Source organism: Enhydrobacter sp. (assembly GCF_030246845.1).
In the GTDB taxonomy this organism is placed as follows: domain Bacteria; phylum Pseudomonadota; class Alphaproteobacteria; order Reyranellales; family Reyranellaceae; genus Reyranella.
Genome location: NZ_CP126889.1, coordinates 1950502 through 1970442 on the forward strand (window position 1 = coordinate 1950502; position 19941 = coordinate 1970442).

At 66.7% G+C, this 19941-nt stretch carries 22 protein-coding genes; 15 read left to right on the top strand and 7 right to left on the bottom strand.

Annotated elements, in window-relative coordinates; translation table 11 throughout:
- Positions 1-2: 2 nt before the first annotated feature.
- Positions 3-824, bottom strand: a complete 822-nt coding sequence (locus OJF58_RS09835; protein ID WP_300783880.1) for an exodeoxyribonuclease III — start codon at positions 822-824, stop codon at positions 3-5.
- Positions 825-859: 35 nt separating this feature from the next.
- On the opposite strand from OJF58_RS09835, the gene OJF58_RS09840 reads away from it, so the two are divergent.
- The gene (locus tag OJF58_RS09840; protein WP_300783882.1) at positions 860-1816 is read left to right on the top strand and encodes a neutral zinc metallopeptidase; all 957 of its coding nucleotides are present in this window, start codon (positions 860-862) and stop codon (positions 1814-1816) included.
- Positions 1817-1857: 41 nt separating this feature from the next.
- Here the strand turns inward: OJF58_RS09840 and OJF58_RS09845 are convergent, their stop codons facing one another.
- The gene (locus tag OJF58_RS09845; protein ID WP_300783883.1) at positions 1858-2559 is read right to left on the bottom strand and encodes a fumarylacetoacetate hydrolase family protein; all 702 of its coding nucleotides are present in this window, start codon (positions 2557-2559) and stop codon (positions 1858-1860) included.
- 54 nt (positions 2560-2613) lie between these two features.
- Here OJF58_RS09845 and OJF58_RS09850 point away from each other — a divergent pair, with 54 nt between their 5' ends.
- Positions 2614-3237: a L,D-transpeptidase family protein gene (locus tag OJF58_RS09850; RefSeq protein WP_300783884.1), complete on the top strand. Its 624-nt coding sequence runs from the start codon at positions 2614-2616 to the stop codon at positions 3235-3237.
- Between the two features lie 12 nt (positions 3238-3249).
- Here the strand turns inward: OJF58_RS09850 and OJF58_RS09855 are convergent, their stop codons facing one another.
- Positions 3250-4710 (bottom strand): DHA2 family efflux MFS transporter permease subunit, encoded by a 1461-nt coding sequence (locus OJF58_RS09855; RefSeq protein WP_300783885.1) that lies wholly within the window; start codon positions 4708-4710, stop codon positions 3250-3252.
- 307 nt (positions 4711-5017) lie between these two features.
- Between OJF58_RS09855 and OJF58_RS09860 the strand changes: the two genes are divergently transcribed.
- Positions 5018-5317, top strand: a complete 300-nt coding sequence (locus tag OJF58_RS09860) for a hypothetical protein (protein ID WP_300783887.1) — start codon at positions 5018-5020, stop codon at positions 5315-5317.
- 15 nt (positions 5318-5332) lie between these two features.
- Here the strand turns inward: OJF58_RS09860 and OJF58_RS09865 are convergent, their stop codons facing one another.
- On the bottom strand, positions 5333-5458 hold the full coding sequence (locus OJF58_RS09865) for a hypothetical protein (RefSeq protein WP_300783889.1): 126 nt from the start codon (positions 5456-5458) through the stop codon (positions 5333-5335).
- 42 nt (positions 5459-5500) lie between these two features.
- Positions 5501-6604, bottom strand: a complete 1104-nt coding sequence (hrcA, locus tag OJF58_RS09870) for a heat-inducible transcriptional repressor HrcA (protein ID WP_300783891.1) — start codon at positions 6602-6604, stop codon at positions 5501-5503.
- Positions 6605-6704: 100 nt separating this feature from the next.
- On the opposite strand from hrcA, the gene rph reads away from it, so the two are divergent.
- From rph to OJF58_RS09890, 4 genes are all read left to right on the top strand, one after another.
- On the top strand, positions 6705-7424 hold the full coding sequence (gene rph, locus OJF58_RS09875) for a ribonuclease PH (RefSeq protein ID WP_300783892.1): 720 nt from the start codon (positions 6705-6707) through the stop codon (positions 7422-7424).
- The gene (gene rdgB / locus OJF58_RS09880) at positions 7424-8038 is read left to right on the top strand and encodes an RdgB/HAM1 family non-canonical purine NTP pyrophosphatase (protein WP_300783893.1); all 615 of its coding nucleotides are present in this window, start codon (positions 7424-7426) and stop codon (positions 8036-8038) included. Before rph ends, rdgB begins: the two co-directional genes overlap by 1 nt.
- Positions 8039-8135: 97 nt before the next feature.
- A complete protein-coding gene (gene hemW, locus OJF58_RS09885) occupies positions 8136-9302 on the top strand; it encodes a radical SAM family heme chaperone HemW (protein ID WP_300783895.1) in 1167 nt (388 codons plus the stop codon).
- A complete protein-coding gene (locus OJF58_RS09890; RefSeq protein ID WP_300783897.1) occupies positions 9299-10135 on the top strand; it encodes a transporter substrate-binding domain-containing protein in 837 nt (278 codons plus the stop codon). Before hemW ends, OJF58_RS09890 begins: the two co-directional genes overlap by 4 nt.
- Positions 10136-10154: 19 nt before the next feature.
- On the opposite strand, the gene hspQ is transcribed toward OJF58_RS09890, so the two are convergent.
- The gene (gene hspQ / locus OJF58_RS09895) at positions 10155-10526 is read right to left on the bottom strand and encodes a heat shock protein HspQ (RefSeq protein WP_300783899.1); all 372 of its coding nucleotides are present in this window, start codon (positions 10524-10526) and stop codon (positions 10155-10157) included.
- Between the two features lie 185 nt (positions 10527-10711).
- Here hspQ and OJF58_RS09900 point away from each other — a divergent pair, with 185 nt between their 5' ends.
- From OJF58_RS09900 to OJF58_RS09935, 8 genes are all read left to right on the top strand, one after another.
- Entirely contained in the window at positions 10712-11542 is an 831-nt protein-coding gene (locus OJF58_RS09900) for an MBL fold metallo-hydrolase (RefSeq protein WP_300783901.1), read from the top strand.
- A complete protein-coding gene (locus tag OJF58_RS09905) occupies positions 11539-12375 on the top strand; it encodes a class I SAM-dependent methyltransferase (RefSeq protein ID WP_300783903.1) in 837 nt (278 codons plus the stop codon). Before OJF58_RS09900 ends, OJF58_RS09905 begins: the two co-directional genes overlap by 4 nt.
- A gap of 152 nt (positions 12376-12527) precedes the next feature.
- Complete coding sequence (locus tag OJF58_RS09910; protein WP_300783905.1) at positions 12528-13250, top strand: Tim44/TimA family putative adaptor protein; 723 nt, start codon at positions 12528-12530, stop codon at positions 13248-13250.
- Between the two features lie 17 nt (positions 13251-13267).
- Positions 13268-14371: an MltA domain-containing protein gene (locus OJF58_RS09915; protein WP_300783907.1), complete on the top strand. Its 1104-nt coding sequence runs from the start codon at positions 13268-13270 to the stop codon at positions 14369-14371.
- Positions 14372-14464: 93 nt separating this feature from the next.
- On the top strand, positions 14465-15259 hold the full coding sequence (locus OJF58_RS09920; protein WP_300783909.1) for a (Fe-S)-binding protein: 795 nt from the start codon (positions 14465-14467) through the stop codon (positions 15257-15259).
- Positions 15259-16686: a LutB/LldF family L-lactate oxidation iron-sulfur protein gene (locus tag OJF58_RS09925; protein ID WP_300783911.1), complete on the top strand. Its 1428-nt coding sequence runs from the start codon at positions 15259-15261 to the stop codon at positions 16684-16686. The genes OJF58_RS09920 and OJF58_RS09925 overlap by 1 nt, the downstream gene beginning before the upstream one ends.
- Positions 16683-17369: a lactate utilization protein gene (locus OJF58_RS09930; protein WP_300783913.1), complete on the top strand. Its 687-nt coding sequence runs from the start codon at positions 16683-16685 to the stop codon at positions 17367-17369. The genes OJF58_RS09925 and OJF58_RS09930 overlap by 4 nt, the downstream gene beginning before the upstream one ends.
- Before the next feature lie 11 nt (positions 17370-17380).
- Complete coding sequence (locus OJF58_RS09935) at positions 17381-18136, top strand: methyltransferase domain-containing protein (RefSeq protein WP_300783915.1); 756 nt, start codon at positions 17381-17383, stop codon at positions 18134-18136.
- A gap of 106 nt (positions 18137-18242) precedes the next feature.
- On the opposite strand, the gene OJF58_RS09940 is transcribed toward OJF58_RS09935, so the two are convergent.
- Positions 18243-19622: a porin gene (locus OJF58_RS09940; RefSeq protein WP_366526826.1), complete on the bottom strand. Its 1380-nt coding sequence runs from the start codon at positions 19620-19622 to the stop codon at positions 18243-18245.
- Positions 19623-19941 lie beyond the last annotated feature (319 nt).

Sequence of the window (19941 nt, forward strand, 5' to 3'; positions counted from 1 at the left end):
CTTCAGACGTCGAACGTGGCCAGCACCGGGACATGGTCGGAGGCGAGCTTCCAGTCGCGCAGCTCGACATCGATATGATGGCTGCGCATCGCACCGGCCAGCGCCGGCGTCGCCAGGATGTGGTCCAGCCGCCGCCCACGGTTGGACTTGCGCCAATCGTTGTTGCGGTAGCTCCACCAGGAATAGAGCTTCTCCTCTTCCGGCACGAAGCGGCGAGGCACGTCGATCCAGTCCATGGCCGCCATCATCTTGCCGAACAGCTCGACCTCGACGGGCGTGTGGGACACGATCTTCAGAAGCTGCTTGTGGCTCCAGACGTCGTGTTCGAGCGGTGCCACGTTGAGGTCGCCGACGGCAATGCGGCGCAGGCCGCGGCGCGCCCTGGCTTTGGGCCGGCGGTCGGCGTACCAGCGCGTCATCTCCCGATAGAAGTCGAGCTTGTGGGCGAACTTGTCGTTCACTGCAGGATCGGGAATGTCGCCGCCGGCCGGGATATAGAGATTGTCGAGCAGGATGGGGTCGCCGCCGGTGTCGAGGGCCGCCTCGATATGCCGGCAATCCTCCTTCCCGCAGCGGTGGTGGACGTTGGTCGCCGTGAACGGAATCTTCGACAGGATCGCGACGCCGTTGTACGACTTCATGCCTTGGACCAGCCTGTGACGGTAGCCCAGCGCCTCGAACGCCTGATGAGGAAAGAGGTCGTCGGGGCACTTGGTCTCCTGCAGGCAGAGCACATCCGGCTTGCGCAGCTCGAGAAAGCGTTCGACGTTGGCGATGCGCAGGCGCACCGAGTTGATGTTCCAGGTGGCGACGGTGAGACTCATCGTCGCCAATATAGGTAGACGACGGAGACGCTGCCATGCAGATGGATGGCGAGGAAAGCAGCAACATCGAGGATCGCCGCGACGAAGGCGGCGGCTTCGCAGGCGGTGGGTTCGGCGGCGGACTGGGCGGTGGCGGCTTCGGCGGCGGAATGGGCGGGCCAGGCATCCCGATTCCGGTCGGCGGCGGCCTGTTCAAGGGCGGCTTCGGGCTGATCGCGATCGTCGTGATCTGCCTCATCCTGGGCATCAACCCGATCAGTCTGCTGACCGGCCTCGACAGCAGCGCGGGCTATGTCGCGCCACCTCCGCAGACGCGGACGGCATCGCGTCCGTCGACCGGCGATGATCCGGAAGTGCAGTTCGTGAGCCGCGTCCTCAAGAGCACGGAGGACGTCTGGAACGAGCAGTTCCAGGCGATGGGCCGACAGTACCGCGAGCCACGGCTGGTGCTCTATCGTGACGCGACGCGCACCGCCTGCGGCATGGGCCAGTCGGCGATGGGACCCTTCTACTGCCCGCCCGACCAGCGCGTGTATCTCGACCTCGGCTTCTTCGACGAGCTGGCGCGCCGCTTCAACGCGCCCGGCTATTTTCCGCAGGCCTATGTGATCGCCCACGAGATCGGCCATCACGTGCAGAACCTGCTCGGCATCACCGGCAAGGTGGACGAGCTGCGCCAGCGGATGAGCCGGCGCGACGCCAATGCCATGTCGGTGCGCGTCGAGCTGCAGGCCGACTGCCTGGCCGGCGTGTGGGCCAATCACGCCAACGAGGAGCGCGGCGGCAAGATGATCGACGACAAGGACGTCGAGCAGGCGCTGGCGGCGGCGACCGCGATCGGCGACGACCGCCTGCAGCGGCAAACGCAGGGCAAGGTCGTGCCCGACAGCTTCACGCACGGCACCTCGGCCCAGCGTGTGCGCTGGTTCAAGCGAGGTCTCGATACGGGCGACATCAACCGCTGCGACACGTTCCGCGCGCAGCAGCTCTAGGGCATGGCGGTGCCGCCTGGCTGCTGTCCCGGCGATAGTCGCTACACCAGCGTGCAGGTCACCGTGCCGCAACCGTCGACGAAGCCTGCGAGCGTGTCGCCCTTCACGACGGCCGCGACGCCGTCGGGCGTGCCGCTGTAGATCAGGTCGCCGGCAGCGAGCGTCACGAGACCGGACAGATAGGAGATCGTCTCCGGCACGCTCCAGATCAGCGCATTGAGGTCCGACTTCTGGCGAGTCTTGCCGTTCACATCGAGCTGGATCGTGCCCTTGGCGGGATGGCCGATCTGCGTCGCCGGATAGATCTCGCCCATCGGCGCCGACTGGTCGAAGCCCTTGCCCATGTCCCACGGGCGCCCCATGTCCTTGGCCTGGTTCTGCAGGTCGCGGCGGGTCATGTCGAGGCCGCAGGCATAGCCGAAGACATGGTCGAGCGCCTTGCCGACCGGGATGTCCGCACCGCCCGATTTCATCGCCACCACCAGCTCCATCTCGTGGTGGAGGTTCTTGGTGGCCGGTGGATAGGCGACCTTGGCCGGCTTCTTCGGATCGGCGCAGATCACGATTGCGTCGGCGGGCTTGGTGAAGAAGAAGGGCGGCTCGCGGTCGGGGTCGTGGCCCATCTCGCGGGCATGGGCGGCGTAGTTGCGTCCGACGCAGAAGATGCGCCGTACGGGAAACTGGTCCTGGGTGCCGTGAACCGGAATGCCGACGGTGGCGGGCGGCGCAAGAACGTAAGCCATCTCTCTTTCTCCCTCGAAGGGGTGCCTTTATGAAGGCGGCAGGAGCCCGATTCAATGTCCGACCCTGATGATTCGAGCGATGCGCTGGTCGTCCAGGCCGATTCGGCCGATTCGGCGCTGGGCTGGGCATCGCTGGGCGAGCGGCGGTGGCGCTGCGTGCTGGGCGCGGGCGGCGTGCGCGAGGACAAGGTCGAAGGTGATGCGGCGACGCCCGCGGGTACGTATCCGCTGCGCCGGATCTATTTCCGCAACGACCGGCTGGTCCTGCCGAAGGTCCGCCTGCCGGCCCGGCCGATCACCGAGCACGACGGCTGGTGCGACGACCCGCGCTCGCCTGCCTACAACCGGCTGGTCCACGTTCCCAACGAATGGAGCCACGAGCGGATGTGGCGCGAGGACGGGCTGTACGATCTGGTGGTCGTGGTCGGCTACAACGACGACCCGCCCGAAGGCGAATGGGGCAGCGCCATCTTCCTCCATATCGCACGGCAGGATATGAGCCCGACCCGCGGCTGCATCGCCTTCGCCCGTGACGATCTTCTGGAGCTGGTGACGCTCATCGGCCCCGAGACGCACCTCGACGTGCACTCCCTGCCCAAGGCCGAGATCGCCCCGCCGCCGTCGGACGACGATGACGACATGAAGCAGTTCGAGGACTTCGACGAGCGGGACTGGTGAAGCCGCTGACCCTCAGAGGGCTGCTGCCGCGTCCTGGGCACCCTGAGCCCGTTGCGCGCCAGCAGTCGCTCTCGCACGCAGGAAGACCGCACTGATCGCCGCCAGCGCGGCGAACACGGCGCCGACCATGAACGCCAGGTGGTAGCCGCCGGCGAGCGCGGCCTGTGGCGCCGCGCCGGTCGCCGCCAACGCATCGCTGCGCGCGGCCGCGAGACTCGCCAGCACCGCGAGGCCCAACGCGCCGCCCATCATGAAGGCGGTGTTGACCACGCCCGAGGCCAGGCCGGACTCGCTCGGATCCACGTCGTCCATCGCAGCCAGCAGTAGCGGGTTAAAGGCGATTCCCCCGCCCAGGCCCAGAAGCAGCATGCCCGGCAGCACATCGAGCGCGAAATCGCCATCCATCGGGGCGCGCGCGAACAGCGCCAGCCCCACGGTGGCCGTCAGCAGCCCCGCAACCAGCGGGCGACGGATGCCGAAGCGCATCACGATCTTGGCCGACAGGCCGAGCGAGAAGGCGGCCATGATCAGGTTGGCCGGCAGGAAGCCCAGGCCCACTTGCATCGGCGAGTAGCCCAGCACCAGCTGCATGTAGAGTGCCGAGATGAAGAACCAGGCGAACATCGCCGCCGCCCACAGCACGCCCACCACGTTGGCGACGGCCACGTTGCGCAGGCGGAACAGGGACAGCCGCATCAGCGGGTGCTTCACGCGCGACTCGATGAGGAGGAAGGCCACCACCAGCACCGCAGCGGCAATCAGCAGGCCGAGCGTCCGCGCCGACAGCCAGCCGGCCTCGTTGCCGTGTACTACCGCGTACACCGCCAACATCAGCGCGAGCGTCACCGTCACCGCGCCGGCCACGTCCAGGCTCTCGCCGCGCGTCTGGTTGCGCGCAGCCGGCAGCAGCACCAGGCACAGTCCGTAGACCACGACGCCGATCGGCAGGTTGACCAGGAAGATCCAGTGCCAACTCAGCGTGCCGGTCAGCAGCCCGCCCAGCAGCACGCCGATGCTGCCGCCGCCGGCGCAAACGAAGCCGTACACGCCCATCGCCTTGGCACGTTCGGCGGGCTCGGTGAAGAGGTTCATGATCAGCGACAGCGACACCGCCGACACCACCGCGCCGCCCAGCCCCTGAACGGCGCGCGCGGCTACCAGCAGTGCCTGCGTGGTGGCCACGCCGCAGGCCAGCGAGGCGAACGTGAACAGCGTCAGGCCAATCAGGAACAGCCGGCGGTGGCCGTACAGGTCGCCCAGCCGCCCGCCCAACAACAGCAAGCCGCTGAAGGTCAGCATGTAGGCATTGACCACCCAAACCAGCGAGGTCTCGGTGAAGCCCAGGTCGGTGCGGATGGAGGGCAGTGCGACATTCACGATGGTCGTGTCCAGCACGATCATCAGAACGCCCAGGCACAGCACCATCAGCGCCAGCCAGCGCTTGCGGTGATCCAACGAGGTTGCGCGGTTCATCGGGGTGCTTCCGGTCAGAGGGGAAGAGGCGTCCGCTCGAGCGAGGGGCGGCCGGCGCCAGGCCGACAAAAAAGGGACGCCCGATTTCTCGGACATCCCACGATCGCGACGACATTAGGCGAAAAGAAGCAGTCCGGCAACGGCAGGTGTGTCTCTATCCATGAGATCCCCTTCGCGCCTGATAGAGGACAATGATGATCGCCTGCGTTTGCGCGTGTCAGCCAGTCGGCTTGCGCCCGAAGCGGGCTGCGGCCCCGCTGCAGGGTCTCGGCCGGCGCGTTGCCGTCTTCGGGATCGAGCACGCGCCGTGATCGCCAGCGCAGCGCGCTACAGCAATGCGAAAGGCGTACCGGGCGTGCCGGGATATCCCCTCTTGGCGGTCCTCGATCGGCTGACGGCGGCGGTCAAATCGGAGCCTTGCCGGAGGATCCGGCACGAGCGCCGCCAAGGCAAATGGCTCGACGACAGGACGCTCCAGCTCGAGCTGGAGATGCTGGGCAACGACGACGCCAGCATCGCCACCTTCATTTTCGACGGCAAGACCGTCAGTGGCCGGATCGAGACGCTCGTCGGCTTCACCGCCGGCTTCAGGAGTGAAGCGGAATGAGAATGCTGTCGTTCACTACCGGCCATCCCGCTTCTTGTTCGAGGCCTTCCGCTCACGATCTTCTCTGGCGTGGGAACGATAGCCGCGCCACGCCAGCACCAATGCCATAAGCATTGCGATCATCCCGAAGACGAAGGTCATCGGGTCGCTCTCGGACACAATAAAGTTCATCGATTGGGCTTTTCACCCCACCATGCGTCCGATGGTGCGGGCGGTATAGTCGACCAGCGGGATGATGCGCGCGTAGTTGAGCCGCGTCGGGCCGATGACGCCGATCGCGCCCAGGATGCGCTCCTGCGAATCGCGGAACGGCGCGACCACCATCGAGCAGCCGGTGTTGGCGAACATGGGATTGTCGGCGCCGATGAAGATCTGCACGCCGGCGGCGCTGTCGGCGAGCTCGAGCAGCCGGGCAAAGCTCTCGCCGCGTTCGAGCGCATCGAACAGCGCGCGCACGCGTTCGAGATCGGCGATCGCGGTGATGTCCTCGAGGAGACGCGCCTGGCCGCGCACGATCAGCGCGCCGCCCGGCTCGCCGGCCCAGGTCGCCAGCCCCGACTCGATGACCCGCGCCGTGATCTCGTTCAGCTCGGCGCGCTTCAGCTTGAGGTCGTCCAGGATCAGCCGGCGTGCCTCCTCGAAAGTCCGGCCGCTCAGCCGCGCGTTGAGATAGTTGCTGGCCTCGGCCAGCGCCGACCCCGGCATGCCGGGCGGCGTGTCGATCAGACGGTTCTCGACCTGACCCGATTGGGTCACGGTGACCACAAGCGCGCGGCCGGGACCGAGATTGACGAACTCGATGTGCTTCAGCGGCTGTTCGGTCTTGGGTGCCATGACGATGCTGGCGCAGCGCGACAGGCCCGACAGCAGCGTCGTTGCCTGCTCGAGCGCCTCGTTCATGCTGCGGCCTACCGCGGCGCAGCGCGCCTCGATGCTTTCGCGCTCCTCCTCGGAGAGGTTGCCGACCTCCAGCAGGCCATTCACGAACAGGCGCAGGCCGGCGTCGGTCGGCAGCCGTCCGGCGGAGGTGTGCGGCGCGTAGAGCAGGCCGAGGTCCTGCAGGTCGGCCATGATGTTGCGGATGGTGGCGGGCGACAGGGTCTCGGTGATCTTGCGCGTAAGCGCGCGCGAACCCACCGGCTCACCAGTCTCGACGTAGCTTTCGACCACGAGACGCAGCACCTCGCGTGCGCGCTCGTTCAGCTCGGCGACCGTGGTGGCCTGACGTTGGACCGGCAGGGCGTCGGCGAGGACGCCGCCCGGCAGACCGAGACGGTGAATAGCCATGTGAAAAATGTAGGTAGGGCGGCGGATTCGGTCAACGTAGACGGCTTGTCGCCCGCGCCGGCTTTGGCCATAAGCCCTGTCCATCCCAAGGAGATAGTGCATGCGCCCTTCCGGCCGCGCCCCCGATCAGCTTCGCAAGATTTCCCTCGAACCCGGTTTCTCTCGACATGCCGAAGGGTCTTGCCTGGTGAAGTTCGGCGACACCCATGTCCTCTGCACCGCCTCGGTCGACGACAAGGTGCCGCCCTGGATGCGCAACACCGCACGCGGCTGGGTGACCGCCGAATACGGCATGCTGCCGCGCTCGACCCACACCCGCACCGATCGCGAGGCCGCGCGCGGGCGGCAGTCGGGCCGCACCCAGGAGATCCAGCGCCTGATCGGCCGCTCGCTGCGCGCGGTGGTCAATCTCGGCGCCATGGGGGAGCGTCAGATCAACATCGATTGCGATGTATTGCAGGCCGACGGCGGCACGCGCACGGCCAGCATCACCGGCTCGTGGGTGGCGCTCCATTTCGCCTTCGATTGGCTGGTCAAGCAGGGCAAGCTCGCGGCCAATCCGATCACCGGACAGGTTGCGGCAGTGTCGTGCGGTCTGTGGCAGGGCGCCCCCGTGCTCGATCTCGACTACGTCGAGGATTCCAAGGCGGAGGCCGATGCCAACTTCGTGTTGACCGGCAGCGGCGGCATCGTCGAGGTACAGGGCACCGCCGAGCAGGAACCGTTCAGCGAAGCGCAGTTCCACGAGCTGCTGGCACTCGCCAAGAAGGGCATCGGCGAGTTGACGGCGCTGCAGCGGCTGGCGATCGGGAAGTCCTGATGGCGCGCCATTTCTCGCTGCCCAAGCTGGTCGTAGCCACTCACAACCGGGGCAAGGCCGGCGAGATCCGCGCCATGCTGCGCCCGTTCGGCGTCGAGATCGTGTCCGCCGCAGAGCTCGGCCTGGCAGCGCCGCCGGAGACCGGCGCCACCTTCGAGGAAAACGCGACGTTGAAGGCGCTGGCGGCGACCCGGGCCATTGGCCTGCCGGCGCTCGCCGACGATTCGGGCCTCAGCGTTCACGCCTTGGGCGGCGAGCCCGGTATCCACACGGCGGACTGGGAGGGCCCCGCGCGCGATGCCATGGTCGGCATGCGGCGCATCCAGGACGAGTTCGCCAAGCGCCGCGTGCCCGACACGGATACGGCGCGCACGGCGACCTTCCATTGCGTGCTGGCGCTCGCCTGGCCCGACGAGCACGTCGAGCTGGTGCATGGCACGCTCGACGGCCGCATCGTCTGGCCGCCGCGCGGTCTCGGCGGCCATGGCTACGATCCCTGCTTCCAGCCGACCGGCCTGAACCGCACGACCGCGCAGATGACGGATGAGGAAAAGAACGCCATCAGCCACCGCGGCCGCGCCTTCCGCATGCTGGTCGAGGCGTGCTTCAGATGACGACGCCTGAAAGGAACTGTCTCATCCCGAGCGAAGCGAAGGGATCCTTCATGGCGCCAATTGAAGAATCCTCGCTGGGCACGGATGTGCGACGACAATGACCTCATGCGGTAATCCATCGCCCCTGGGCGTCTATGTGCACTGGCCATTCTGCAAGTCGAAGTGCCCCTACTGCGACTTCAACAGCCATGTGCGCGAGGGCGTCGAACAGGCACGCTGGCGAAGGGCCCTGCTCAGGGAACTCGAGCATGCCGCGCGCGAGGCGCCGGAACGACAGGTACAGACGATGTTCTTCGGCGGCGGCACGCCGTCCTTGATGGAGCCGCAGACCGTGGCGGCGCTGATCGCCCGCACGCGCGAGCTGTGGGACACCGCCGCCGATATCGAGATCACGCTGGAAGCCAACCCTACCTCGGTCGAGGCGAGCAACTTCGCGGCGCTGGCGCAAGCCGGCGTCAATCGAGTGTCGCTCGGCTTGCAGGCGCTCGATGCCGATGCGCTTCGCTTTCTCGGACGCCAGCATTCGGTAGATGAAGCCATCGCCGCGCTGGATGTCGCGCGCCGCCATTTCGGCCGCTACTCGTTCGACCTCATCTATGCCCGTCCTGGCCAGACGCCGCAGTCGTGGGCGGACGAACTCGACCGCGCACTCGTGCTCGCCGGCGAGCACCTGTCGCTCTACCAGCTCACCATCGAGCGCGGCACGCGCTTCTTCACCGATCGTGCGCGCGGACTCTTCACGCTGCCGGCCGAGGAAGAGGCCGCGCAGATGTTCGAGCATACCCAGGCGCGGCTCGCCGCAGCCGGGCTGCCGGCCTACGAGATCTCCAACCATGCGCGGCCGGGCGCCGCATGCCGTCACAACCTGATCTATTGGCAGTATCGCGACTATGTCGGCGTCGGACCCGGTGCTCACGGCCGCGTCGCCACCGGCGATGCCAAGCGCGCCACGCGGCGGACCAGCGGACCGGAAGCCTGGCTGGAGGCCGTCGAGCGCGCGGGCCATGGGACCGCCGAAACGGCCGACGTCCGGGGACGCGACCGCGTGGAGGAGGCTTTGATGATGGGCTTGCGGCTCAGCGACGGCATCGACCGCGAGGTCTTCGCCGTCGTCGCCGGCTTGGATCCGGTCGAGGCGCTGGGCGAGACCCGTCTCGCGGCGCTGGTCGAAGCCGGCTTCCTCGAGATCGACGCGGCGCGCTTCAGGGCAACGGCGGCGGGACGGCAGCGGCTGAACGCGCTGTTGGAGCGGTTGTTCGCATGATGGGGCGCTGGCTTGCCTTTCTCGCGCTGATGATGGCGGCGCCAGCCGCTCTCGCGCAGGCCCATAAGCCAGCGGCCAAGCCCAATCCGACCCCTGCGGCGAAGCCCGCGGTCAAGTCACCCTTTCCGGCGCCTGCTTTCAAGATCACGGTTGCGACCTGGGGCAAATATCCGCCCTTCAACTATCTCGACCGCAAGGGCCTGCCGGCCGGCTTCGAGATGGATCTCGCGCAGGAAGCATGTGAGCGCATGAAAGCGGAGTGTGCGTTCGTCGCCGCCGACTGGAACGATCTGATTCCCGGCCTGATCGACAAGAAGTTCGACATCGTGATGGCCTCGCTCGACGTGACGCCGGAGCGGCGGCGGCGGCTCGGCATGTCGCGGCGCTACTATCTGTCGCCCGGCGCTTTCATCGCCGCCAAGGGTGCGCCCTACGACGGCCCGCCGGCCCTCCTGCGCAACAAGCGGATCGGCGTGCAGAGGGATTCGATGCATGCCGACTGGGTCGACAAGAACTTCCGCCGCTCGGCGCAGATCAAGCGCTACCCGTCGGTCGAGGACGAGCTGCAGGCCCTGGCGAAAGGCGAGGTCGACGCCGTCTTCGGCGACAAAGCGCAGCTCTGGCTGTGGTCGCAGAAGCCGGAAGGCCAGTGCTGCGTCCTGATGGGGCAGGACGTCAAGGACACCCGCACCCTCGGCATCGGGGTTTCGGCCGGCATCCGGCGCGAGGACGTGAAGCTGCGCGAGGCCTTCAACAAGGCGGTCGGCGGGATGCTGAGCGACGGGACCTACAAGAAGCTCAACGCCAAGTACTTCCCCTTTCCGCTGAACTGACGGCCGCGGACGGCCGCCATCAGTGCAGGGAGCGGGTGCGGGAAACGTAGTGGCCGCGCTTCAGTTCCTTGAAGAAGTGCGGCACCTGCGGATGCGACACCGGCTTGCCGCTGTCGTCCGCCAGCAGGTTCTGCTCCGAGACATAGGCCACATATGTGGTTTGCGCATTTTCGGCCAGCAGATGATAGAAAGGCTGGTCGCGGCGCGGCCGGACATTCTCGGGAATCGAGGACAGCCATTCCTCGGTGTTGGCGAAGACCGGATCGACATCGAAGATGACGCCCCGGAAGGGATAGAGACGGTGCTTCACCACCTGCCCGATCGCGAACTTTGCCGTACGCACAGGTGGCTGGGCGATTGCTGGAGGGGTGGTCGGATTGGCCATTTCCATGACGAAAATATTGCTCCGAACGGGACTTCAACGCAACGCGCCCGAACGGTGGGAATTGGCTGATCCCGTGTAAAAATCGAGACCAGCCGCGGGATGAACCTCCGGGCCGGTTGACGGCGCGGCCCGCCTGTGGACTCTGGCAAAAAGGGGTATGAGGAACTAAGGCGTTGGCCGATGGTCTAAAAGTGCGTTTCTGGGGCGTCCGGGGGTCGATCTCCTGCCCCGGCGCCGAATATGCCCGTTATGGCGGCAACACCTCGTGCCTCGAGGTGACGGCCGGCGGTCGCAGGCTCATTTTTGACGCCGGGACCGGCATCCGTCCGCTGGGATTGGAGCTGGCAAGACACGCGCCGCTCGATATCGACATCTACTTTACGCATACCCACCTCGATCACATCGCCGGGCTCACGTTTTTCGCCCCCCTGTTCGACGAACGCAACTCGGTACGCATGTGGGCCGGTCACCTCAAACCGCCCAACACGCTGAAGGCCGTCGTGAAGAGCCTGATGAAAGCGCCGCTCTATCCGGTCTCCCTGGAGGCCTTTCGCGCTTCCATCAAGTTCATGGAATTCAAGGTCGGCCAATCCCTCGCCTGTGGCGACCTGACCATGCGTACGGCGCCACTCAATCACCCCAACGGAGCAACCGGGTATCGCATCGATCATGGCGGCAAGTCGATCTGCTACATCACCGATACCGAACATCGGGTCGACCGGCGGGATGTCGCCATCATCGATCTGTGCCGCAAGGCCGACGTCATGATCTACGATTCGAGCTATACCGACGAGGAATACGCCCGCTATCGCGGCTGGGGGCATTCGACCTGGCAGGAGGGGGTGCGCGTGGCGGATGCCGCGGACGTCGGCACCCTCGTCATCTTCCATCATGATCCGAGCCACGATGACGCCTTCATGGACGGCGTGGCCCGCGACGCCGCGCGACGGCGGCCCGGCAGCGCATCGAGCGGCCTGCCAAGGGTGATCGTGGCCCATGAGGGCCTGATCATCGCGCCGTGAGCCAGCCCACCAGCCTGCGCGGCCGCTGGCGCCGGCTGGCGCTCGGTCTGCCGACCGTGCTGGGCTTTCCGGCCCGGGGATGGTTCATCCCTCACCGGTATGCCGGCCTGCTGCCGCCCCCCGGCAGCCAGCCTCCCTATCCCGAGATCGAGGCACTGTTCGAGCGTGCGACGCCTGCCTTTTTGGCGACCCTCGATCTGATGGATGCGCATGCCGGCGAACTGGCGAGCCTCGGGCATCTGCTCGACCAGGCATGGTTCCCGCCGCTCGACGGCGTCGCCGCCTACAGCCTCGTCCGCGCGCGCCGGCCCCGACGTCTGGTGGAGGTGGGCTCCGGCCATTCGACGCGCCTCCTTGCCAGCGCCCTGGCCGGACACGGCGAGATCGTGGCGGTCGACCCGGCGCCGCGTGCCGATATCGCCGGTCTGCCGGGCGTGTGCGTGGTGCCGAAGACCCTGCAGGCCGCTCCGGCCGCCCTTTTCGATGGCCTTGCAGCCGGCGATTTCCTGTTCATCGACTCGAGCCACGTCCTGATGCCGGGCAGCGATGTCGACCTCCTGCTCAATCGCGTCCTGCCGCGGCTGCCGTCGGGCGTACTGGTGCATATCCACGACATCTTCCTGCCGTTCGACTATCCCGCCGTCTGGGGCTGGCGGAACTACAACGAGCAGCAGGGGGTGGCGCCGCTGATCATCGGCCGCGGCTACCGACCGATCTTCTCCAGCATCTGGGCCGAGCGGCGGCTGGCCGACCGGTTGGCGCGATCAGTCGTGCCACGCCTGCCGCGCCGGACCGATGCCATGGCGGCGAGCCTGTGGCTGGAAAAGGCCTGATCGATGGCCGCCGAGGAATCGGGGATTCGGTCGATATTGTGGTGATCGCGGGCACAGGAACGTCATTGGCGATGGGGCCGCGTTGCCTTGCCCTTTCCCCATTCGGAGCCTATGTAATTTGAGGCGAGTGGAGGAGTCGGCGGAGCGCCTTCGTGGGCAACAACTACGACATCATTCTGATCGGACTGGTCGCGATTTTCCTGATCCTGCGCCTGCGCGCGGTGCTGGGCAAGCGCACCGGCAACGAGCGTCCGCCGGCGCGCGATCCGTTCAGCCCGCCGGCACCGCCACCCGCTCCTCCCGCCCCGCCGCGGCTTGGCGATGCATCGCCCGGCAACGACAATGTCGTGTCCCTGCCCGGCCTGGCGCGTCCGTCCGACGCGACCACGAGACCCGGCGGGATTCGGGCGGCCGTCCTGTCTGCGGCGTCCGCCGGTGTGAATGCCATTCGGGCCGCCGATCCGCATTTCGATCCCCTGGCCTTCGCCGACGGCGCGCGCGCCGCCTTCACGGCGATCGTGGAGGCTTTTGCCAAGGGTGACGTCCAATCCTTGCGACCGTTGCTCGATGACCCGACCTTCGCAAGCTTCGACGGCGCCATCCGTGCCCGCACGGACCGCGGTGAGAAGGCCGAGACAACATTGATCGGCTTCGAAGCTTCCGACATCGCGGCGGCCGAGCTGCAGGCGAATACCGCGCAGGTCACCGTCCGTTTCATCACCGAGCAGGTCAATGTGGTGCGCAACGCCGAAGGCCAGATCGCCGATGGCAATCCCAACGAGGTGCAGAAGGTGGTCGACCTCTGGACGTTCCGCCGCGACATCAAGTCGAAAGATCCAAACTGGATTCTGGTCAAGACCGAGAGCGAAGGCTGAGGGGGAGGCATCATCGCATGCGCTGGACCGTCCTGTCCGGCGGCGCAGCTCTGCTGGCCGTTGCCGGTCTGCTTTCCGCATGCGCAAGCGGCGCGGGAGTGACCGCATCCAACAGGGTCGCGATGGAGCCGACCTCGTTCAAGGAAATCCCAGGTTGGTCGGACGACAAGCATGCAGAAGCGCTGGCTGCCTTTCGCCACTCCTGTCCTCGGCTCGAGGTCTCGGCCGACACGCGCATCCCGACCGGTAGCGGCGAAAGAGTCGTGACCGCCGCCGAGTGGCGGCAGATTTGCGCCCGGGCGGCCAAGGTAAGGTCCGGCGACGAACGTGGCGCGCGGCACTTCTTCGAGGAGAGCTTCCGCCCGCTGGTCGTACAGGCTCCGGCCAAGTTCACCGGCTATTTCGAGCCGGAGCTGCGCGGCAGCCGGGCGCCGTCACGGCTCTTCACGGTGCCGGTCTACCGGCGTCCGGCCGATCTCGGAGACAAGCCCTACTACACGCGCGCCGAGATCGAGCAGGGAGCACTCAAGGGCAAGGGCCTGGAGATCGTCTGGGTGCAGGATCCGGTGGCGCTGTACGAAGCCCAGGTCCAGGGCAGCGCCCGCGTCCATCTCGCCGAAGGCGGCGCACTCAGTCTTGGTTTCGACGGCTCGAACAACCGGCCCTATACGGCGATCGGCGGCGTACTGGCCGATATGGGTATCATGAAGCGCGAGGACGCCACCTGGCCCGCCATCCGCGACTGGCTGAAGCGCCATCCGCAGCAGGGCCGCGACGTGATGCGCAAGAACGAGCGCTATATCTTCTTCAAGGATACGCGCTCGGCGGCGCCGACCGGGTCGGAAGGGGTGCCGCTCACCGCACAGCGTAGCCTGGCGGTCGATACCGCCTTCACGCCCTATGGCACGCCGGTCTGGATCGAGACGGTGCGTCCCGTTGCCGGCAAGCCAGGCGCCACCGAGAGCTATCGCCGCCTGATGGTGGTGCAGGACAGCGGAACGGCAATCAAGGGGCCGGCGCGCGGCGACGTGTTCTTCGGCTCGTCCGCGCGGGCCGCGGAGTGGGCCGGGCGCATGGTGAGCGGCGGCCGCGCCATCGTGCTGGTGCCGTACAAGGGTTGACCGCGCCCCTTGCGGAACGGCAGGCTCGTGTCCGCGGTCGCGAAGGGCACATGAGGCGTTGCGCGCGAATTTTCACGCTGCCATGGTGGCCGCGTGAGCACGCCGCCAGAAGTTCGCCCTGCCCCGCCTCGCCGTGTCGCGCTGTTCGTCACGTGTCTCGTCGACCTGTTCCGGCCCGCGGTCGGCTTCGCGGCGGTCAAGCTGCTCGAGCAAGCGGGCTGCACGGTCGAAGTCCCGCCGCTGCAGGTCTGTTGCGGCCAGCCGGCCTACAATTCGGGCGATCGCGCCAGCACGCGGGCAATTGCTGCGCAGGTGATCGATGCCTTCGCGGGGTTCGAGGCGGTGGTGGTGCCGTCGGGCTCCTGTGGCGGCATGCTGGTGCATCATTATCCGGGTCTCTTCGATGACGATCCCGGAATGAAGGCGCGGGCGGAGGATCTCGCGCGCCGCAGTCATGAGCTCACCTCGTTTCTGGTCGACGTCCTGGGCGTGAAGACCGTGGCGGCGCGCTACGACGGCACCGTCACCTATCACGATTCCTGCTCGGGCTTGCGCGAGCTCGGCGTCAAGGAGCAGCCGCGCCGGCTGCTGGCATCGGTCGAGGGATTGCGGCTGCGCGAGATGCAGACACCCGAGATTTGCTGCGGCTTCGGCGGCACGTTCTGCGTGAAGTACCCCGACATCTCCAACGCCATGGTGGGCGAGAAGTCGGCCGACGTCGTCGCGACCGGGGCGGATACGCTGCTGGCCGGCGATCTCGGCTGCCTCATGAACATGGCGGGCAAGCTTCAGCGCGAGGGGCGGCATGTACGTGTGCGTCACGTCGCCGAAGTGCTGGCGGGCATGGGCGATATTGCGGCCATCGGCGAGCCGGAGGCGAAGCGCTGATGCAGTCCACGGCTCACGACTTCAAGGACAATGTAGGCGCCGCGCTCGCCGATCCCAACCTGCAGGATTCTCTCGCGAAGCTGAAGGTCGGCTTTTCCGAGCGCCGCCGCCAGGCGGCGGAGCGGCTGCCCGAATTCGAGGCGCTGCGCGATCGTGCCCGTGACATCAAGGATCATGCGCTTGCCAACCTCGACTTCTACCTCGAGGAGTTCGAGCGCAAGGTCATGGCGCTTGGCGGTCATGTGCATTGGGCGCCGACGGCGGCGGACGCACGACAGATCATCGGCGAGCTGTGCCGAAGCGTCGGCGCGCGCACGGTCGCAAAGTCGAAGTCGATGGTGGCCGAGGAGATCGCCCTCAACGAGCATCTGGAAGCGCTGGGCATCGCGCCGATCGAGACCGATCTCGGCGAATACATCATCCAGCTTCGGCATGAGCCGCCGAGCCATATCATCGCGCCCGCCGTTCATCTGACCAAGGATCAGGTCGCCGATACGTTCCTGGAGCATCACGCGCCGCTCGGCTTCACCAGGAGACTGACCGAGCGCAACGATCTGGTCGCGGAAGCCCGACACGTGCTGAGGCAGAAGTTTCTCGATGCCGATGTCGGGCTCACCGGGGCGAATTTCCTGGTGGCCGAGACCGGCTCGTCGATGCTGGTAACCAACGAGGGCAATGCCGATCTCTCCAATACGCTGCCCAAGATGCACATCGTGCTGGCCAGCATCGAGAAGGTGATCCCGACGCTGGAGGACGCCGCTGTGCTGCTGCGCGTGCTGGCGCGTTCGGCGACCGGCCAGGAGTCCTCGGCGTACACGACGCTCAATACCGGCCCCAAGCGCAACGACGACCTCGACGGGCCGTCGGCCTATCACGTCGTCCTGCTCGACAACGGCCGCTCGTCGGTGCTGGGCACCAAGATGCAGGATATGCTGCGTTGCATCCGCTGCGGCGCCTGCATGAACCATTGTCCGGTCTATGGCGCAATCGGCGGCCATGCCTACGGCTGGGTCTATCCCGGGCCGATCGGAGCGGTGCTGACGCCGCAACTGATCGGTGTCGAGGAAGCCGGCGACCTGCCCAACGCCTCGACCTTCTGCGGCCGTTGCGAAAGCGTCTGCCCGGTGCGCATTCCCCTGCCCCGCCTGATGCGACACTGGCGCGAGCGCGAGTTCGAGCGGCATCTGACACCCTGGACAGCGCGTCAGGGGCTGGCCCTGTGGGCGTGGTTCGCCCGCCGGCCGCGGCTCTACCGCGGCATGGCGCAGATCGCCAATCGCATGCTGGCGATGTGCGGGCGCGCCGAGGGGCGTTACCGGATGCTGCCGTTGGCCGGGGGCTGGACGCGCTTTCGCGATTTCCCCGCTCCGCCGCCCGGGGGCACGTTCCACGCGCAGTGGGCCCGGACCGGAGGCAAGCGCCCGTGAACGACGCGAACACATCTGCGCGGGCGCAGATCCTGGGCAGCCTTCGTCGGTCGTTGCGACGCGGCCCGCTCGAAGGAGCCGCGCGCCAGGCGGTCGAGCAACGCCTAGCCGACCCGCCACGTGGGCCGGCCGTCGCACGGGCCGACCTTCCGCAGGCCGGGAAAGTCGCCCTCTTCTGCCAGTGGGCCGACGCCAACAATGCCACCGTCGCGCGTGTCGCCGCCGCGGACGTGCCGGGCGAGGTCGCGGCCTATCTGGCGCGCAACAATCTGCCGTCGGAGGCGGCCATGGCGCCCTCGCCGCAACTTGACCGCTACGACTGGTCGAGCCAGAGGATGCTTGCCCTGCGGCGCGGCCGTGGCGATGCCCGCGATCAGGTGTCGATCACGGGTGCTTTCGCTGGCATCGCCGAAACCGGGACTCTGGTGATGACGTCGGGACCCGGCCATCCGGTGTCGCTCAACCTGCTGCCCGACACGCATATCGTGGTGCTGCGCGAGGACGATATCGTGGGCGGCTACGAGGATGTCTGGACCAGGCTGCGCGCCCGCTACGGCAAAAACAACATGCCGCGCACCGTCAACACCATCACCGGCCCGTCGCGCACCGGCGATATCGAGCAAACGATCGAGCTCGGGGCGCATGGTCCGCGCCGCATGCATATCGTGGTGGTGCGCGATTGAGGCGCGGGTCGATGCCCGCAAATGGCCGGCCAACCGACCGTCGGGGCGAACTGCGGGTCGTCGGCACCACAATGGCGCGCGAGATCGACGGGCTGCTCGACGATGTTGCCCAAGCCCTCGGGCGACGCCGTCCGAGGGTCCTGCAGGTCGGCGCGCGCCGGTCTGTCTCGGATCGCAACGAACGGAACTGGCGGACCCTGGTCGGTCACCGGTTTGGGGCGCGGACACGGTTCGTTGGGATCGACCTTGTTCCCGGCGACGGCGTCGACAGTGTGCTCGATATCTGCGGCGCACCGCGGAACCTGAAGGCGACACTTGGCCCTGAGCCGTTCGATCTGGTGATCTGCTGCCACATGCTCGAACATGCCCGAGCACCGATGCGGGCGGCACGCAACATCGAGAACCTGCTGAAACCCGGAGGCTTCGCCTTCGTCGCCACGCCGTGGTCGCAGGCATTCCACGCCGCGCCGGACGACTATTGGCGCTTCTCGGTGCGCGGGCTTGCCCTGCTGTTCACCCGTCTCGACTTCCTGACGGCCTTCTACAGCGGCGGCGACGTCGGCCTCGACGTGGCCTATCGCGTGGAGCGCGACGGGCGGCCGGATCTCGAGGCCCGTGCCGGCGCCGTCGAGCAAGGCCTGTTCCAGATCGTGCTCGACCACGAGGACAACCGCGACGTTCTCAGCCGGCAGGCTACGGAACGCCTGCCCGTGTCCCGCACCTACCTTCCGACCTTGTTCGTCAACGCCGTGGGGCGGCGGCGATAGGTTTTGGTGCGCCGGTGGTACGCGCTCGCCGACGTGACGTCCGAGCCGGCAAAAGAAAAGAGCGGGCCTTCGCCCGCTCTTTCCGTCTCGGTCCAGTCGGTTGCGACTAGAAGCGGAAGTCCATGCCCAGCAGGGCAGCCCAAGACTGGCCGGCCACTGCGTTCGACGGACCCTGCAGGTTGTTGAAGATCAGGCCGCCGATCATCTTCACGCCCGGTCCGAGCGCGTAGTTGGCGCCAACCTCGATCTTCGACGCCGTTTCCGTGCCGAACCTCAGCGAGGTCGGGCTGGTGCCGAACGCCGCAGCGAACGTCGCCGGTCGGAAGACCGTGCAGGCCGTGTCGCCGGTGGCGCAGTTGACGGCAGTCAAGCTGCCGTTGCCGTTGTTGTTGTAGGAGACGTTCACGCCAGCAGAAAACTGCCACGGCCCCGTCTCGTACATCAGGGCGACGGCGAAGGCGTTGGTGTCGTTGTTCTGGCCGGTATAGTAGTTCGAGCCGAGACCGTTGTTGTCCCAGATGTACGAACCACCGAGGGTGAAGCCGTAGGCGCTGAACTGCAGGCCGGCGGCGAACTGCTTCCACGACGACAGGTTGGCGCCGGTCGCCACGTTGGCTGCCGACTGGAACGGCTGATAACCCGGCACGAAGCTGGCATACGAGTAGGCTACGAAAGCCGCCACCGAGAAATCGCCGAACTTGTTCAGGTAGTTGGCGCCGACGGCAATGGCATCCTGCCACGAATAATCGTTGGTCAAGCAGCCGTTGGCAGTGGTCGGGTCATTGTAGCCGCAGGTCTGTACCTGACCGTTCTGCGCCGCAGCCAGACCTTGGCCGCCCGCTGCCGTCGACGAGATGTTGATCTTTGGCGCATAGCTGACGCCGATCTGCAAGCCGGCGAAGCGCGGCGTGAAGTAGTTGATGCGGTTCTCGTCCTGGAACTGGCCGTCGATGGCCATGTCCGAGATATGGAACGCCGCCTTGTTGTTGCCGTTGGCTGTCGGATTGGTCCAGCTGAAGGACGTGTTGTGCTGGAAGAAGCCGAAGCCGAGCAGGGCCGACGGCGCACCGTAGAGCATACGGTAGGGGCCGTCGTCGCGGCCGCCGAACTCGACGCGGCCCCAATCGCCGAAGGCGAACAGGTAGGCTTCGTCGATATGGCGGCCGGCCGGGGCATCCCAACCTTCGAGCTCGACATGGACGCCAATCGACGTGCCGTTGTCCAGCTTGGTCTGGCCGTTGAAGTGAATTTCACCTTCCTGGATGAACTGGATGCCCTTGTACGACGCCCAAGTCCCGTTCGTGGCGTAGGTGCTCTCCATCGAGCCGGCGAGCGCGTAAAACTGGTAGTAGCCGCCGACGCCCATCTTGATCGGATCGGCTGCCATGGCAGGGGCCGCCACCAGGCCGCCAACGGCCAAGGCAGTCGAGCCTAGCAGTAGCTTTTTCATCATTCTCCCTCTCTCATTGATCAGAGACTGGTACATTCCCAAAGGCCTTTGTCTGACCGACGGACTGCGTGTTCGCGGCCACGCGCTCTCCCGCCAATGCGACCGACCGATAAAAACACACGGTCAAAAGCAGGGTCAAGGAATGGACGCAATCAGACCCGAATCTCTCCGGACGTGTGGCGTCTTTGTCACATTTTGGGCCATTCTCGGCCTGTCGGCGACCCGACTTGTCAGCACGCTTAGGTCTCGCGAAAAGATCGAGTTAATCCCAAAAAAAGACCTTGTTGATGGCGCGCCATTCTGCCCCTTGCGGCGGCCAGTATGCACGCCTATGGTCCCGCGCTGCTTCTGGGGC